This is a genomic window from Paenibacillus sp. FSL H7-0737 (assembly GCF_000758545.1).
In the GTDB taxonomy this organism is placed as follows: Bacteria; Bacillota; Bacilli; order Paenibacillales; family Paenibacillaceae; genus Paenibacillus_AQ.
Genome location: NZ_CP009279.1, coordinates 2,623,753 through 2,639,415 on the forward strand (window position 1 = coordinate 2,623,753; position 15,663 = coordinate 2,639,415).

At 40.9% G+C, this 15,663-nt stretch carries 18 protein-coding genes; all 18 read left to right on the forward strand.

What is annotated here, in order from left to right; translation table 11 throughout:
* Window positions 1–28 precede the first annotated feature (28 nt).
* The 18 genes from H70737_RS11145 (at window position 29) to H70737_RS11230 (ending at window position 15,579) form a co-directional block, all read left to right on the forward strand.
* Entirely contained in the window at window positions 29–472 is a 444-nt protein-coding gene (locus H70737_RS11145; protein ID WP_042187214.1) for a helical membrane plugin domain-containing protein, read from the forward strand.
* 39 nt (window positions 473–511) lie between these two features.
* Window positions 512–1,690 carry an NAD(P)/FAD-dependent oxidoreductase gene (locus H70737_RS11150; RefSeq protein ID WP_042187216.1) on the forward strand — a complete coding sequence of 393 codons (1,179 nt, stop codon included), beginning with the start codon at window positions 512–514 and terminating at the stop codon, window positions 1,688–1,690.
* Between the two features lie 160 nt (window positions 1,691–1,850).
* A complete protein-coding gene (locus H70737_RS11155; protein WP_042187218.1) occupies window positions 1,851–2,483 on the forward strand; it encodes an SGNH/GDSL hydrolase family protein in 633 nt (210 codons plus the stop codon).
* A gap of 327 nt (window positions 2,484–2,810) precedes the next feature.
* Window positions 2,811–3,731, forward strand: coding sequence for a YhfM domain-containing protein (locus H70737_RS11160; protein WP_042187220.1), 921 nt, complete (start codon window positions 2,811–2,813; stop codon window positions 3,729–3,731).
* A 32-nt stretch (window positions 3,732–3,763) separates the two neighbouring features.
* Window positions 3,764–4,510, forward strand: a complete 747-nt coding sequence (gene map, locus H70737_RS11165; protein ID WP_042187221.1) for a type I methionyl aminopeptidase — start codon at window positions 3,764–3,766, stop codon at window positions 4,508–4,510.
* Window positions 4,511–4,526: 16 nt separating this feature from the next.
* The gene (locus tag H70737_RS11170; protein ID WP_042187222.1) at window positions 4,527–5,108 is read left to right on the forward strand and encodes a DJ-1/PfpI family protein; all 582 of its coding nucleotides are present in this window, start codon (window positions 4,527–4,529) and stop codon (window positions 5,106–5,108) included.
* 24 nt (window positions 5,109–5,132) lie between these two features.
* Window positions 5,133–5,957: a hypothetical protein gene (locus H70737_RS11175; protein ID WP_042187225.1), complete on the forward strand. Its 825-nt coding sequence runs from the start codon at window positions 5,133–5,135 to the stop codon at window positions 5,955–5,957.
* A 108-nt stretch (window positions 5,958–6,065) separates the two neighbouring features.
* On the forward strand, window positions 6,066–7,325 hold the full coding sequence (locus H70737_RS11180) for an MFS transporter (RefSeq protein WP_042187227.1): 1,260 nt from the start codon (window positions 6,066–6,068) through the stop codon (window positions 7,323–7,325).
* Complete coding sequence (locus H70737_RS11185) at window positions 7,322–8,626, forward strand: alkaline phosphatase family protein (RefSeq protein WP_042187229.1); 1,305 nt, start codon at window positions 7,322–7,324, stop codon at window positions 8,624–8,626. The genes H70737_RS11180 and H70737_RS11185 overlap by 4 nt, the downstream gene beginning before the upstream one ends.
* 84 nt (window positions 8,627–8,710) lie before the next feature.
* Window positions 8,711–9,793, forward strand: a complete 1,083-nt coding sequence (locus H70737_RS11190; RefSeq protein ID WP_042187231.1) for a nucleotidyltransferase domain-containing protein — start codon at window positions 8,711–8,713, stop codon at window positions 9,791–9,793.
* A 227-nt stretch (window positions 9,794–10,020) separates the two neighbouring features.
* Window positions 10,021–10,896 (forward strand): YitT family protein, encoded by an 876-nt coding sequence (locus H70737_RS11195; protein ID WP_179085712.1) that lies wholly within the window; start codon window positions 10,021–10,023, stop codon window positions 10,894–10,896.
* A 122-nt stretch (window positions 10,897–11,018) separates the two neighbouring features.
* Window positions 11,019–11,441 (forward strand): Rrf2 family transcriptional regulator, encoded by a 423-nt coding sequence (locus tag H70737_RS11200; RefSeq protein WP_042187235.1) that lies wholly within the window; start codon window positions 11,019–11,021, stop codon window positions 11,439–11,441.
* Window positions 11,442–11,676: 235 nt separating this feature from the next.
* Window positions 11,677–12,411 (forward strand): metallophosphoesterase family protein, encoded by a 735-nt coding sequence (locus H70737_RS11205; protein WP_042193717.1) that lies wholly within the window; start codon window positions 11,677–11,679, stop codon window positions 12,409–12,411.
* A 61-nt stretch (window positions 12,412–12,472) separates the two neighbouring features.
* A complete protein-coding gene (locus H70737_RS11210) occupies window positions 12,473–13,057 on the forward strand; it encodes a GNAT family N-acetyltransferase (protein ID WP_042187237.1) in 585 nt (194 codons plus the stop codon).
* 17 nt (window positions 13,058–13,074) lie between these two features.
* Window positions 13,075–13,821: a Type 1 glutamine amidotransferase-like domain-containing protein gene (locus tag H70737_RS11215; RefSeq protein ID WP_042193719.1), complete on the forward strand. Its 747-nt coding sequence runs from the start codon at window positions 13,075–13,077 to the stop codon at window positions 13,819–13,821.
* Window positions 13,818–14,192 (forward strand): hypothetical protein, encoded by a 375-nt coding sequence (locus H70737_RS11220; RefSeq protein ID WP_042187241.1) that lies wholly within the window; start codon window positions 13,818–13,820, stop codon window positions 14,190–14,192. The genes H70737_RS11215 and H70737_RS11220 overlap by 4 nt, the downstream gene beginning before the upstream one ends.
* Window positions 14,193–14,222: 30 nt before the next feature.
* Window positions 14,223–14,555, forward strand: coding sequence for a low molecular weight protein tyrosine phosphatase family protein (locus H70737_RS11225; protein ID WP_179086694.1), 333 nt, complete (start codon window positions 14,223–14,225; stop codon window positions 14,553–14,555).
* Between the two features lie 148 nt (window positions 14,556–14,703).
* Window positions 14,704–15,579: a VOC family protein gene (locus H70737_RS11230; RefSeq protein WP_042187243.1), complete on the forward strand. Its 876-nt coding sequence runs from the start codon at window positions 14,704–14,706 to the stop codon at window positions 15,577–15,579.
* Window positions 15,580–15,663 lie beyond the last annotated feature (84 nt).

Sequence of the window (15,663 nt, forward strand, 5' to 3'; positions counted from 1 at the left end):
AAAGCTTATTTGCAGAGGAGATTCGGATATGTCAGAAACAATCACTCAAACACAACCTGAGCAAGAATCACCAAAATTAGCTGTCACTCAAGAACAAATGAATGTTCTAGAGCAGCTATTGAAGCCTGAAGTTCAGGAGTCGTTAACTGTCTTAGTGGAACAGTTGCCAAAATTAACAGAGCTTGTCGGCGTGCTCACAAAGTCATATGACTTTGTTCAAACTGTTGCTGCGGATGAAGTCTTGAAAAGTGATACGGTAAGTGCAATAAAAGAACTTGCTGAACCAGTGGTGCATTCGGCGAAGAATATGGCAGCTACAGTGATCGAAGCGCAAGATCGTGCGAATGAAAATAGCGATGTGATCGGTGTATTTGGTCTTATGAAGATGATGAAAGATCCACAAGCACAGAAGCTTTTCCGTTTCGTAAATGCTTATCTTCAAGTTGCCGGCGAACGCAGTCAACAGAAATAATATTTTTTATATCTCATTCGTAAGGACGGAGGAAACATCATGTCTAAACATATTGTCATTCTAGGAGCAGGTTATGGTGGTCTACTAAGCGCCTTAACTGTACGCAAGTACCTGAAGAAGGACGAAGCTAAAATTACAGTCGTTAATCAATATCCTACACATCAAATTATTACAGAATTGCATCGTCTTGCAGCGGGTAGTGTTGCAGAAGGTGCTGTTGCTATGCCATTAGCTAAGCTTTTTGCAGGTAAAGATATCGACCTGAAAATTGCAAAGGTGAATTCTTTTTCTGTTGAAAATAAACAAATTACACTATCTGATGGTGTGACATTGTCCTACGATGCTTTAGTTGTGGGTCTTGGAAGCACTACGGCTTATTTTGGCATTCCAGGTCTTGAGCAATACAGTATGGTTTTGAAATCGGCAGCAGATGCTAACAGAATTCATCGTCATATTGATGAGCGTATCCGTGAATATGCGAAGTCTAAAAATCCAGCGGATGCAAGCATCCTAATCGGTGGCGGTGGCTTAACAGGTGTTGAACTTGTTGGTGAAATCGCTGATGTGTTGCCAACACTCACTAAGAAATATGGCGTGGATCCTAAAGAAATTAAACTGATGCTGGTTGAAGCAGGCCCTAAGATTTTACCAGTATTGCCAGATGCATTGATCGAACGCGCAGTGGCAAGCTTAGAAAAACGTGGTGTTCAATTCTTGACAGGACTACCTGTTACGAATGTAGCGGATAATGTCATTGACTTGAAAGATGGTCAAAAAATTATTGCTAACACCTTCGTATGGACTGGCGGCGTACAAGGAAATCCACTGATTGGTGAGTCCGGTCTTGAAGTGAACCGTGGTCGTGCAACGGTAAATGAATTCTTGCAATCCACATCACACAAAGACGTATTCGTTGCTGGTGACAGCGCCGTTGTCTTTGCCGAAGATGGTCGTCCATATCCACCAACTGCACAAATCGCTTGGCAAATGGGCGAATTGATCGGGTACAATCTTTATGCATACTTGAAGGATAAATCATTTGAATCCTTTAGTCCGATCAACTCAGGGACGCTTGCGAGCTTAGGTCGTAAAGACGGTGTAGCCATCGTTGGTGCTAGCTCAACTCCGCTAAAAGGATTGCCTGCAACCTTGATGAAGGAAGCAAGTAATATTCGTTACTTGTCACACATTAAAGGATTGTTTAGCTTAGCTTATTAATTGTATTATTGGAAAACCTGCTCTAATTTGAGCAGGTTTTTTTGTTGATCTCTAGTGGTTTCTACCATGAATTGTTAATGATTGTCCTAGTACGTAGTATTCATTTTTGATATACTATATTGGCTAATATTAACAGGGGAAAATAGGGGAGGATTACGTGATGTTATTCCGACAAAACGATGTCATTCTGTTTCAAGGCGACAGTATAACGGATTGGGGTCGTAATTATGATGATGCTTCATCGCTTGGTGTAGGTTATGCATTGATGGTCGCCGCTCGTCTGGGGCATTTATATCCTGAGAAGAATCTTACGTTCTATAATCGTGGAATTAGCGGCAACCGTGCAGTAGATTTGCAGGAACGCTGGGAGAAGGATTGCCTGAATCTGAAGCCGACTTGGGTGTCCATATATATTGGGATAAATGACACTTGGCGCCGCTTTGATTCTGGTCAGGAAACAACGCCTGAACAATTTGAAGCTGCATATCGTGACCTGATCGAACGCACGCAGCATTCGCTGGCTGCTAATTTAGTCTTAATCGAGCCATTTGTGTTGCCTGTCCCAGAAGATCGTAGAACTTGGCGCCAGGATTTGGACCCTAAAATTCACATTGTTCGTGAATTGGTACGTGAATATGGTGCATTACTTGTTCCGTTGGATGGCCTGTTTGCTGCGGCATCCGTGAAAGCAGAGCCTGCTTATTGGGCTCCGGATGGAGTACATCCATCACCTGCGGGCCATGCACTTATTGCAGAGGCTTGGCTTAAGACGGTTAGCGCAATTCAAGCTTAATCGTCTGATCATATCACTACATATTTACTTGATTTTATAAGACTAGAACCACTCATTAAAGGAGCAGGTTGTAGTCTTTTTTTAAAAATATAAGAATTTATATGCTCCATGCTATAAATTATCCTTATCGAAGGCGTTTATGCTTGTAACGGTTCGGAAAGTCGATTTCTTTAAATTTATGGACGCTGTTATAATTGGGTTATGTTTCTTTTCTTGGAGGTGGTTCGCATTAGGAAATTACTATGGGTTGTACCCTTGTTCTTGGTTGCTCTTTTAAGCGGGTGTAAGAATGAGGTGGGCTTCATCAATGCAAGGTGGATCGCCGGAGTGTCTTTAACTCCTGTAACAACTAGTGATCAGAACCAAGTTGATCGACCCGAACATTTTGAGACCCTAATACTGAAGGACTCCGCTCTGATTAAGGCGCTTTCGGAGGCTATGAACAAGAGTGTAAAATTATCAGGTGAGCTAGATTGGGCTCCTGATTTCGATATGGAGCTTGTTTATGGTGATGGCTACTCGGAGGATTATTACATAGCAATAGGTAATGAACTTGGCTATAAAGGTTTATTTACTACAGCTGAGAATAGTGGTCAGGGCTACTCGATTCCGGTGAAGAACGCAGATCAAATAAGACAACTCATCTATGGAACAGCAGATCAGGCGAACATAGAACAGACGGAGTCGCTGGAGTCTTCTGTTAAGGTTACAGGGCCAGTAACGATATCACATAATGATCTCTATCCCTTAACTAATAGAACTGGATTCTTGAATCTGCAGCTTTTAGATGGAACCTACAGTGAGGATTGGACGATACCAGGTCCGTTGATGGGAAGAAATTGGAGTGGCAAATTTGGGCTTGCGCTTATCGATAATCAAGGGAGAACTTTGAATAGCTTTCCACTCAGTGAACATTTTGAGGATCCCATAATATTTAATGATTTTTTTCAAATTCAGTTTGAGGACTATAATGGCGACGGCGATCCGGATTTTACGATTGGTCAGTACGGATCCAGTAACGGTTACTTCTACAAGCTATTTACGCTTAGAAAAAATAACGTTATAGAGGAATTAGGGATCAAACTCGGCTCTGATTTATTTATCAGCAGTCCAAAGGGGTATTCGATAAAGCTTGATAAAGTGGATGATCATAGCTTCAAGAGAAGTTATTACGATAATGTAGCGGGTAAACAGATGGAAGATATTTTCCAGTGGAATGGAAGTGCATTTCAGAAGTTAGACAAGTGATTCATACCAGAAGTGAGAGGAATGTGTGATAGATGACGAGTGATACCATACAAGATTTAGAAGGGCTAAAAGCCATAGGGAGAGTAGTAGGACATACCATCGCCGAGATGAAAAAGAAAGTAACTCCAGGTATGACAACAGCGGAGCTTGATAAGATTGGAGCTGAAATTCTAGCGGAATTCGGAGCATCTTCAGCCCCAATGATAACGTATAATTTTCCAGGCAGCACCTGCATCAGTGTGAATGAAGAGGTTGCTCATGGGATTCCTGGTCCTAGAGTGATTAATGCGGGTGATTTGATCAATATTGATGTATCTGCTGAACTGAATGGTTATTATGGGGACGCCGGAGTTTCGTTTCAACTACCACCTTATAATGATGACATTCTTCGACTATGCCAGAGTGCAGAGGAAACTATGATGAGCGTGATCAATCATCTGAGAGCAGGGATGAAGGTCAATGAGATTGGCAGAATGATGGAACTCGAAGCTCGGAAACGCGGCTATAGAGTGGTACGTAATCTGTGCAGCCACGGGATTGGCAAATCACTCCATGAGAAGCCTTTTGAAATCTTACCTTTCTACAATCCAAGAGTGACTACAGTGTTAAAAGAGGGACAGGTGATTACGGTTGAACCCTTCCTTTCTACTGGAGCAGATTACGTGGAGCAGCAGTCGGATGGATGGACACTGAGTGTCGTAGACAATGGCCGGGTAGCACAGTTTGAACATACGATTATTGTGACTAAAGGTGAGCCTATTATCCTAACCAAGCCATAAAGAGGAGAGTGCGAAATTGAAAATCGCCTTTATACTTTTTGACGGGATTACGTTCTTAGATTTTGCGGGGTTCTATGATGTTATTTATCGATTGGGGCAATTTGAAATCGGCAAAAATTTGTCTTGGGATATATGTGCAGCGTCGGAGGAAGTGACGGATGAGTTAGGTTTCACAGTTAAAGCTGGAAAAGTGCTGCCAGAGCTTTCGGAGTATGACATGGTATTTGTACCTGGAGGGATGGGGACACGGAAACTTCGTTATGATGAAGGTTTTGTCTCGTGGATTGCTGGTGCTCACAATGTTCCTTATAAGGTATCTGTCTGCACAGGCTCACTGCTGCTTGGGGCTGCGGGGCTGCTAGGAGGGAAGAAAGCTACTACCCATCCATCTGCCTATGAATTACTAAAACCTTACTGTGTAGAAGTTGTGGAGAGCCGTATCGTGCATGATGGTAATGTGATTACAGGTGGTGGAGTTTCCACTTCTATTGATCTGGGGTTATATCTGATTACACACTTGGCTGGAGAAGCAGCAATGAATTCGGTGAAAAAGCAGATTGATTATCCATACGAGATGCAGGGGATTGTTCAAATCTAAAGGTAAATACCGGAGGGACCAGAGATGGCTGGACAAAAAATGGTTGATATGCTGTTTCAGCAATGGGTAAGCGATAAGGAGCAGTGGGTACAGCTTAGAGATTTACTGATGAAGGAGAGTAATCTTCCCGGACCACGAGTGAATTTGGAGCTATCAGGCAATTTTGCCAAACATTTTGCCCATCCTAAACTAACGGAAACAGACTGGGAGTTTCTTAATTCATGGGCTAATCTTACAGAGGCAGAAGCTGGGGTGAATGATCCCCGTGAGTTTCTGCCGTTTTGTGCGGTTAGAGCGCTGGGCGCTTATTACAGCTACGCTGAAGAAGAGCAGCGAATTGTGATTCAGAGCATCATTAAGACAGCTATGAACGACTCCAGATGGAGGATGCGTGAAGCGTCTGCTATGGCGCTGCAAAGTATAGGGGAGGATGGTTTTGCCCTTATCAGGCAGTTGATCGAGATGTGGGAGGAGGGTGCGAACGGGCTTGAACAAAGAGCTTTTGTAGCAGCGTTAGCGCATCCTCCTCTTTTAAAAGAGAAAGAGAATACGCTTTATTGTCTTCAGTTGGCTACTCGAATCATGGAAAATATGGGTAGTGGGGAAGTGCAATATGAGGACGCTGAGCATTTTCGTGTATTATCTAAGGGGCTTGAATACAGCTTAAGTGTATTTGTGGCGAGTGAACCTGAAGCGGGCTTTGCCATGCTGGAGAAATTCGCTAAGAGCCGAGATACCCGAATGATTAAGATTGTGAAGAGTAATCTTGGTAAGTCACGTTTGAGTAAAAAGTATGCTCTACAGGTTGCTGAGGTCCTTAAAAGTTTGACAATACAGGAGAGGACATGAGGATCAGCTCTCCAGTGGAATTATGAAGTGTAGTTTTACATGCATTTAACATGCCACATATGCTTAAGTGATATAACAGAAGGAACTAGGTGAAAAGGTGGCTGTTAGATGAAATTAAGTAAAGAGGAAAAATCATGGATTTTATATGACTGTGGAAATTCGGCGTATTCGATGGCGGTTACAACGGCTTTACTGCCTATTGTATTTGGGATGTTTTCGAATGTTAACAACAGCATGGATTTGGGGTATTTTAATTCCATAGCGAGTATTCTGGTGGCCATCCTTAGCCCGATTTTAGGGACGATGGCAGATTATAAGGATAAGAAAAAACGCTTCTTCATATTTTTCTCATTGATCGGCGTGATAGCTACTGCTTCGCTGGCTTTCGTTGCACCTGCGAGTGGGCAGTGGCAGTTATTGATTGTATTTTATATTTTGTCAGTCATAGGATTTGCCGGGGCCAATATTTTTTATGATTCTTTTCTGGTGGATGTAACCACGGATGAAAGGATGGATAAGGTATCCTCAAAAGGGTTTGCTTTTGGATATATCGCCAGCGTTATTCCATTCGGTATCAGCCTACTGCTGATTCTGTTTATGGGGATGGATAAATCAATCGGCTATCAGATTGGATTTATAATCACTGCCCTTTGGTGGGGACTGCTGACCATGCCTATGATCAAGGATGTGCAGCAAAGATATTACATAGAACCTGAACCCAAACCGGTCATTAATAGCTTTAAAAGACTGGGAGACACGTTTAAAAATGTCAGACAGCATAAAGTAGTATTTGTATTCTTGATCGCCTACTTTCTCTATATTGATGGGGTAGATACGATTATTAAAATGGTAGTGCCATATGCCACATCGGTACTGGGTGCGGATGCTTTTGATACCTTTACTTTACTGGGGATCTTATTAGTTATCCAGATCATCGCATTTCCGTGTGCTATCCTGTACGGTAATCTTGCCAAAAAATACTCAGCTAGAACAATGATCATCGTGGGGATTTTTACATATATCATTTCTTGTATCGCGGCTTACTTTATTACTTCAGTGTGGCATATATTTATTCTGGGAGCGCTAATTGGATCTGCCCAGGGAGGGATTCAAGCGCTTAGCAGATCTTATTATGCGAAGATTATTCCTAAGGAAAAATCCAATGAATTCTTTGGCTTTTACAATATCTTTGGCAAGTTTGCGGCGATTGTGGGTCCTGCTGTAATGTCATTAACAACTACCCTAACAGGCAACGCTAAATTTAGTATTTTAGCGATTATCCCACTATTTATTATTGGATTCTTCGTATTTATAACTTTACCAAAAGAGAAGCTTGAACAAGATGAACCGAAGGGACTTATCCTATGAAGTCAAGCGAAGAACAAACGGCAATGGCCAAACATCTGATTGTCATCTCTTACGATGCCTTTTCAGAAGACCAATGGGAAATGGCCAGCCGTCTTCCAAACCTATCGAAATTGATTAAGAACGGAGCGCATAGTAATCAATTAAAAAGTGTATATCCCACGCTCACTTATGTGGTACACACTACGATAGCAACCGGTGTATATCCAGATAAGCATGGTATCCACCATAACAATCCATTTCAGTCGTTTGTGAAGGAAAAGGAGCAAAGCTGGTTCTGGTTCAGAAATGCGATAAAGGTGCCCACGATTTATGATGCTGCGCGCGAGCATAACATGAGTACCGCAGGAATCCTCTGGCCGGTATCAGGGAAATCCTCAATCCAATATAATATCCCTGAAATCAGAGCCATCAACAACGAAAATCAGGCACTGAAGGTGTTAAAAAGCGGGAGCCCGTTATATTGCATTGAAATGGAGCTGAAATATGGACGGCTTCGAAAAGGAATTGAACAGCCTTATCTGGATGACTTCACGACAAAGTGTGCGATGGAAACGATTAAGCGTAAAAAGCCTAATCTTCTTATGATGCATTTGATTGATCTGGATGACGCCAAGCATGTCTACGGTACTGACAGCGATGAAGTGAAGCGGGTAATCACACGTATGGATAAGCGATTAGGTGATGTTATGCAAGCAGTGGATGAAGCCGGGATAAAGGATGACACGGTTTTTTTAGTTTTGGGTGACCATGGCCAGTTCAATGTTCGGTATAAAGTGCATTTGAACAACCTTTTGCAGGAAAAAGGGTTGATCTATGAAGAGAACGGCGAAATGAAGTGGAGAGCTTACTTTCAGTGTGGGGGCGGATCCGCTTATCTGCATATTAAAGAAGGTGATGAAGAAGCTGAACAATTAGCGTTAGCTGTTATTCAGGAATATATGGATGATGACGCTTCAGGTATAGAGGAAATATATACTAGAGAGCAGCTGAATCAACTTCATGTGGGCCCATCTACTAAATATATGCTTGAAGCTAGGAGAGGCTATTGTTTTGATGAGAGCATGGATGAACCTACGATTGTTGATTTGGACAAACAAGGGATTAAATATGCTACGCATGGCTACTCTCCCGATAAAGAGGATTATAGATGCAACTTGGTGATCTCAGGGAATAAGGTGAAAAGTGATTTTCCTATAGGGGATCTCAAAATGGTAGATATAGCTCCTACGATGGCAAAGATTTTAGGGATTGATTTTAATCCTTGTGACGGAAGACCTTTAGATGAAATTTTCTTGGTATAGATTGAATATATATAAAGTCGGAATACTTACTGGAGCTATATCCATATACAATGGAATTAAAATGGAGTAAGAGGAGAATTGGATATGGATGCTGATATTAGACAAAAAATTCTAAATAAAAATGACAGACTAATTAGTATGGTTATTGAACGTGCTAAGAGAGATTTTCCTGATGACATTGCAATCATTGGGCTTACAGGTTCTTTCAGTACCGGAGATTTTCATGAAAAAAGCGATCTTGATCTAATTATAATTAATAACACGGCCCAAGGCTGGGGAATATCTTCGTGTTTTATTCTTGAGGATGTTGGATACGACATCTATTGTACGCCATGGGAAACAAGGATAGAAGATCAAGCGAATCTTGAGAGCCCAATGATTTCGTGTCTGATAGATTTAGAGCTGTTATATTGTGCGAAACCCGAATATCTGGAAAAGCTAAACTTATATAAACAAAGAGCTCTCGATGCTTTGGCTAAGCCTATAGGGAATGAATGTATTAGTAGAGCGAAAAAGAATATAGACATAGCAAAAAAAGAATATACGAATACATTACTTTCTGAAGATATCGGAGCAGTGAGGTATGCTTCATGCGAAGTTGTATACAATTCGGTAAATGCTCTAACACATTTGAACAATACCTATTTTAAAAGGGGACTTAAGAGATATCTGGAGGAAATAGCTACGTATCGTTATGTTCCTGATGATTTTGAAAATATATATATGGCTGTGATCGATGCGAAGACAATTATTGAAATCAGAAGTGCATCATATAGATTTTTAGAAAGCGTCAATGATTTATATAATAAAATGTATAAGGATTTTGTGATTCAGCCTATCCCTACCTATGATAATCTTGGTGGCACCTTTGAGGAATTATGGTGTAACTGCCGCAATAAGGTTATAGCAAGTGTGGAATTAAATGATAAATCTTATGCTTATTATGCAGCCATGGGCATACAAAATTTTCTTGATGAAATGACAGAATCAAGAGGAACAAAAAAGTTTGATATTATGCAGTATTTTGATTCAGATCATCTGCATTTATTTAAAGAGCAGTTCCTGCAGGTCATGGATGAATATCTGGAAGAATATAATAAGGTGGGAAGGAAAGTTGAAAGATACGATACTTTTGAGGAATTGTATAACGAATACATGAAGGTGTGATAGAGGAGATTACCAGATTACGAATTTTCGTAGTCTGGTTTTTTCATTTTTTATGGAACGATAAGATTATTTTAAGTCATATGGGTAAAATAATAGATATCATACTAGCGGCGTCTGATTTGCCAAAGTGGTGACATTTATTATAGACTGTTTTTTGTCGGCTTTTGTCCAGTGGATGTTTTTCACTTGCAGTGATATAAAAAACTAATTTGAAGTGGGGAAATGGAATGCATGGAATAAGACAGCATCAAAAATCAAATAAGCTGAAGATATTTTCAAAAGTCATATTAATTATTATAGGGGCACTTATAACTTCATATGGCCTGGAATCCGTATTAATACCTAACAATGTTTCAGATGGTGGTGTAACAGGCCTAAGTATCGTTGGCTCACAGCTGTTTGGATTACCGTTAGGGCTGCTAATTGTTATAATTAACATCCCATTTGTTTGGTTAGGATATAAGCAAATTGGTAAAAGCTTTGCTATTTATTCCATTATCGGTATTGCCTCACTAGCCATTGGTACAAGCCTAATGCACCATGTGCCAACGATTATTGAAGGAGATACATTATTAATTACTGTTGTAGGCGGGATTATCATCGGTTTTGGTATGGGTTTAGCGTTACGTAATGGTGGAGCGTTAGATGGGATCGACATGTTGGCTGTATTGCTTTCACGAAAAATACCTTTTGGGACAAGTGATCTAATCTTATTCCTAAACATGTTTGTCTTTATTGTTGTTTCAACTGCATTTGGTCTACAAGGGGCGATTCTATCTGCACTTGCTTATTTTATTGCTTCTAAAGTGATTCATATCGTTGAGGAAGGTTTGAGCGGATCTAAAACTTTCAAAATCATCACCGTTCAACCGGAAATTATGGTGGAAACGATTCGTGACCGATTGGGACGTGGGGCAACCTATACTGATGCATACGGTGGTTACTCCAATGAACAGTTCAAAGAAATTACCTGTGTAATTAACCGTCTGGAAGAAAGCAAAATCAAGGAAATCATTCATGAAATTGACCCTAACGCTTTTGTTGTAGTATATGATGTAGCAGAAGTTAAGGGTGGTAATTTCAAAAAGCATAATATTCACTAATTAAGATCCTGAAGTGCATCTCCTTAAGTGTTTGACAAATGCATAAAATGTAACTATTATTGTTGCATCTGATTAATGCACTTGTTGCTAGCCCGGTAGTATGGCAAAAGGAGAGATTTATAGTGAACATCAGCACCCGATTTGCGGTAGCCATTCATATATTAACGTTAATCGACAGTAATAAAGAGGGTAAAAGTACCTCGGAGTGGATAGCTGGTAGTGTGAACACCAACCCTGTAGTTATCCGCCGGCTAACTAGTATGTTGCAAAAAGCAGGACTGGTAACGGCCCGCCCCGGAGTCGCAGGAGCCTCACTTTCACGTAGTAGCGCTGAGATTACACTACTTCAGATTTATAAGGCAGTAAACGCGGTGGAAGAGGATTCGTTGTTCTCAGTTCATGAGCACCCTAATCCCGATTGTCCAGTCGGCAAAAATATAGCCAGCGCCATTGTACCGGTATTCTCGCTCGCGCAAAAGGCGATGGAGAATGTCCTTCAGGAGGTTACTTTGGAGCAGATTGTGAATGAAATGCCTGAAATATAACCACTCCATATCGCAACGTAGAATGAAGACCACAACATGTGCTAACGTGATTGTGGTCTTTTTTTATTGGAAACATATCAAGAGGCTCCGAATGGCTCGGGTCAGGAGAGTAGTGACTTAAAGAAGGGAAGTAGGGCGTAATCATAGAATCTGTATTTAGAAGGCAGAAAACAGATAATACTTCATATAGGGAAACTCTAATATGCTGAAGTGGAAAATGAACGGAGGATTTACAGTGGAACAAATCGCATTAATCTCAGATATTCATGGAAATATCCCGGCTTTGACAGCCGTATTAGAGGATATTAAGCAGCGTGGAATTAGCAGGATATTTTGCCTAGGTGATATTGTTGGTAAAGGACCAAATTCAGATCTAGCCGCTGATATCATTAAGAACAATTGTGAAATCAGTGTTATGGGAAACTGGGATGATTTAATGAATCAGGATGTTGATTTTGAAATGGCCCGGTGGAGTCGGAATTTGTTAGGGAAAGACCGCCTTGCTTATTTAGGTACATTACCGTTCTCGATTGAGTTTATGATGAGTGGTAAGTTTATCCGATTATTTCATGCTTCACCGCGAAGCTATTATGAACGGATTCAGCCTTGGGACGATTATGAGAAGCGGTTATCTATGTTTGGTTGTTCTGATCTCTGCCAGGAGAAGCGACAAGCGGATATCGTAGGCTATGGGGACATTCACAATGCTTTTATACAACATTTAGAAGGGAAGACTTTATTTAATGTTGGCAGTGTGGGGAATCCTCTAGATGTCACTCAGGCATCTTATGTGATTTTGGAGGGGGAGTATGGAGGCCTGACAACAGCATCTTTGAATATACAATTTGTAAGAGTTCCTTATGATATTGAGTTAGCCATTCAACAAGCCATAGATGCAGTTATGCCAGCTACAGAGCCCTATATTCGAGAGCTTAGAACTGCGCAGTATAGAGGGAATGCGCGGGGATAGAAGATGAGCTTTCGAGCGGTAACCTTGATTCACAACATCAAAAAGTAACGGAGGGAACGAATTGAAGCTTAGTCATGTATTTGAGCAATTCCCTACTTTAGAAACTGAACAACTAACACTGAAAAAAATTGAAGTTAGTAACCTTGAAGAGGTATTTGGAATTTATAGCAATGATCAAGTGTTTGAGTACTGCGGAATTATTCCGAAACATAATAAAGATACAGTAAAGAATATGATCGGACATTTCGAACGTGATTTTAATAAAGGGTTAAGAGTGAAGTGGGGAATTTTCCGTAAAAATAATCCGTACATACTGCTAGGTATCATCGAAGCTATGGATTTTAATCAAAAAGTGGATATGGTCACGATTGGTTATTTTTTGGCGGAGTCTTATTGGGGAAAAGGGATTGCAACTCAGGCCGTTGAAATGGTGAAAAAATATTTATTTGAGACGGCAGAGGTCAATCGAATCCAAGCTGAAGTCATGCCTTTTAATGAGCGGTCCAAGCGGGTCCTTTTGAAAAGTGGCTTTATGAAAGAGGGGACGTTAAGACAAGCCCATGTATGGTCAGGTAAAGGGCTCATTGATTTGGAGATTTACAGCATTCTTGCAGAGGAATACGGAAAGGGAGAAAACAGATCCTAGTGAAAGTAGGGGAGATTATGGGGACTATCGTGGTAATCGGTGGGGGAGAGCTAATCGATTTAGAAACGCTTGAAATGGATCGTGAAGTTGTGAAGTTAACCCAGAAAGCTAATCCGAAAGCGTTATTTATTCCAACAGCTAGTAGTGATGCACCAGGTTATTGTGATACGTTCAACAAAGTGTACGGCGAGATTCTAGGATGTGAAACAAGTCATTTATTGCTTGTGAGCCAAACCTATACCCATGAAGAAATCGCAGAGTTAATTATATCCGCTGATCTGATTTATGTTGGTGGTGGTAATACCCGAAAGATGCTGGAGATTTGGAAAAATACCGGCGTAGATGCTCTTCTAAAAGAAGCGTACAACTCGGGGACTATTTTGGCAGGGCTGAGTGCAGGTTCCATTTGCTGGTTTGAATATGGGCATAGTGACTCTGAAGCGTTCGACGACCAAGGGAACTGGCAGTATATTAAGCTTGAAGCGATGGGGATTCTGCCAGGTATTCATTGTCCGCATTATAATGAGAATATTCGGGTTGAGGATTTTTCGCGTATGGTAAAAGACGGAGGTTTGCTCGGAATCGCAGTGGATAATAACTGTGCCATCATCTACAAGGATAATGAATATAAGGTGATGTCGACCAGAGAAGAAGCTAAAGCCTACCGTGTGATGGACTCAGAGCAAGGTGTTGTCGTTACGCAAATCGAAGAACATCCAAGCTACAGACCTCTTCATGAAGTGTACGGTGGAGGTGATCAATGAAGTCTAATCAAATCTCAATTATCGTGGCGAGTCTTATTCTAGGGATTTCATTTATTATTGGATGTTCAATAACTAATGGCGATAAAGAGTTGGTAGTTGATCAAGACCAGACTCCATCCATAGTAACGGCAGATAAGCTTTTGATGGATATTAAAGAGACGGCCTTATACTTAAATCTGACTGAAGATCAAGTGATGAATATTATTAAAACGGAGCATGAGAATTTAAGTAGATCGGGCATTTTTGAAGGGACTATGTTCCCTTATATCAGAGTTGGTAATGAATATCTTTTTAACAAAGACTTATTAACAACATGGGTTTCGGATGCCTCCTTAAATAGGAGGGTTTATCTAAACCGACAAACGAAATAAGGTATTAATCGGATAAGGAAGGTGCTCTCTATTAAACTACTGTTTGTCTGCAGCCAGAATCGCTGGCGGAGTTTAACTGCGGAGAAGATATTTCAAGGAATTGATGGTCATGAAGTGAGATCTGCTGGAACAGAGGATCATGCCAGAATCAAACTTTCTGAAGGGCATGTGGGCTGGGCGGATGTTATTTTTGTGATGGAGAAGAAGCATGTTCGAAGAATTCAAGATAAATTCAGAGACGGAGTAATCGGCAAAAGAATAATTTGTTTGAATATATCAGATGATTATAAGTATATGGATGAAGACTTAATTGGACTTCTTGAATCCAGTGTATCTGAATATTTACAGGAATGGCACTCCTAAGGATGAGGTGTTCTTATGAATCATGTTTGGCTGTGAATCAGTCAGCATGATTTTTTTGTTGGTAATTGACAAACATATAGAAGGTAACTATACTAAAGATAGTTAATTTGTAACTGATCAAGTTACAGGAATAGTGGGAGGAAATATAATGACAACTAAAACAACACTTCATCCGGACGTAGAGATTGGTCTGGTACAAATTAGAGTAAGTAATTTAGAGCGTTCGCTCACCTTTTATCAGGACGTGGTGGGGTTAAGTGTCTTGCGGCAATCTGGCCGTGAGGTGGAAATGACTGCTGACGGTCATAATGTGTTATTGATTCTGCGGGAGATTGAGAATGCAAAGGTTCTTCGTCCGAACTCAGTGGCTGGATTGTATCATTTTGCTATCCTTGTTCCGGATCGTCCTAGCTTGGGACTCGTTGTACGCAATTTGATCGCGTCGGGAATTGAAGTGGGTCAGGGAGATCATTTGGTGAGTGAAGCACTGTATATTCAGGACCCGGATAACAACGGAATCGAAATTTATAGAGATCGTCCTAGGGATACATGGAAGTATGATGCGGAAGGGCATGTAATGATGACAACGGACCCAGTGGATGTAGATGGTTTGTTGGCGGCTTCTGAAGGTTTACAATGGAACGGGCTGCCAGCTGGAACGGTGATCGGACATGTACACTTTCATGTGGGTAATTTAACTAAGGCGAAGGAGTTCTACGTTGGTTTGCTTGGTTTTGATCAAGTAGCTAATTATGGCAGTGCGGCAATGTTTATCTCAGCAGGTGGGTATCATCACCACATTGGATTGAATATATGGGCAGGGCAAGGCGCACCTGTGGCACCTGCTGATGCAGTAGGAATTGATTATTTCACCTTACTTCTTCCGAATGAAGAGGAGCGTACGTCTGTAGTGGAGCGTGTTAAGCAGGCGGGTTACACCGTTGTTGAAGAGATTGGAGCCCCTACATTCAAAGATCCATGGAACATTGGAATCAGACTTATAGTGAAAAGTCATACGAAATAACTAATCACCAATCGAATTCACCTTTTTCTGGATAGAAAGAACTATCCATTTTTGTCCATTTATTTTATAATATTTGGAAAAAGA

Bases quoted from the DNA above. Each gene is read 5' to 3' on its own strand.
- H70737_RS11155 (WP_042187218.1), top strand. From the start codon at position 1,851: ATGTTATTCCGACAAAACGATGTCATTCTGTTTCAAGGCGACAGTATA.
- H70737_RS11180 (WP_042187227.1), top strand. From the start codon at position 6,066: ATGAAATTAAGTAAAGAGGAAAAATCATGGATTTTATATGACTGTGGA.
- H70737_RS11185 (WP_042187229.1), top strand. From the start codon at position 7,322: ATGAAGTCAAGCGAAGAACAAACGGCAATGGCCAAACATCTGATTGTC.
- map (WP_042187221.1), top strand. From the start codon at position 3,764: ATGACGAGTGATACCATACAAGATTTAGAAGGGCTAAAAGCCATAGGG.
- H70737_RS11195 (WP_179085712.1), top strand. From the start codon at position 10,021: ATGCATGGAATAAGACAGCATCAAAAATCAAATAAGCTGAAGATATTT.
- H70737_RS11215 (WP_042193719.1), top strand. From the start codon at position 13,075: ATGGGGACTATCGTGGTAATCGGTGGGGGAGAGCTAATCGATTTAGAA.
- H70737_RS11150 (WP_042187216.1), top strand. From the start codon at position 512: ATGTCTAAACATATTGTCATTCTAGGAGCAGGTTATGGTGGTCTACTA.
- H70737_RS11220 (WP_042187241.1), top strand. From the start codon at position 13,818: ATGAAGTCTAATCAAATCTCAATTATCGTGGCGAGTCTTATTCTAGGG.
- H70737_RS11175 (WP_042187225.1), top strand. From the start codon at position 5,133: ATGGCTGGACAAAAAATGGTTGATATGCTGTTTCAGCAATGGGTAAGC.
- H70737_RS11230 (WP_042187243.1), top strand. From the start codon at position 14,704: ATGACAACTAAAACAACACTTCATCCGGACGTAGAGATTGGTCTGGTA.
- H70737_RS11190 (WP_042187231.1), top strand. From the start codon at position 8,711: ATGGATGCTGATATTAGACAAAAAATTCTAAATAAAAATGACAGACTA.
- H70737_RS11145 (WP_042187214.1), top strand. From the start codon at position 29: ATGTCAGAAACAATCACTCAAACACAACCTGAGCAAGAATCACCAAAA.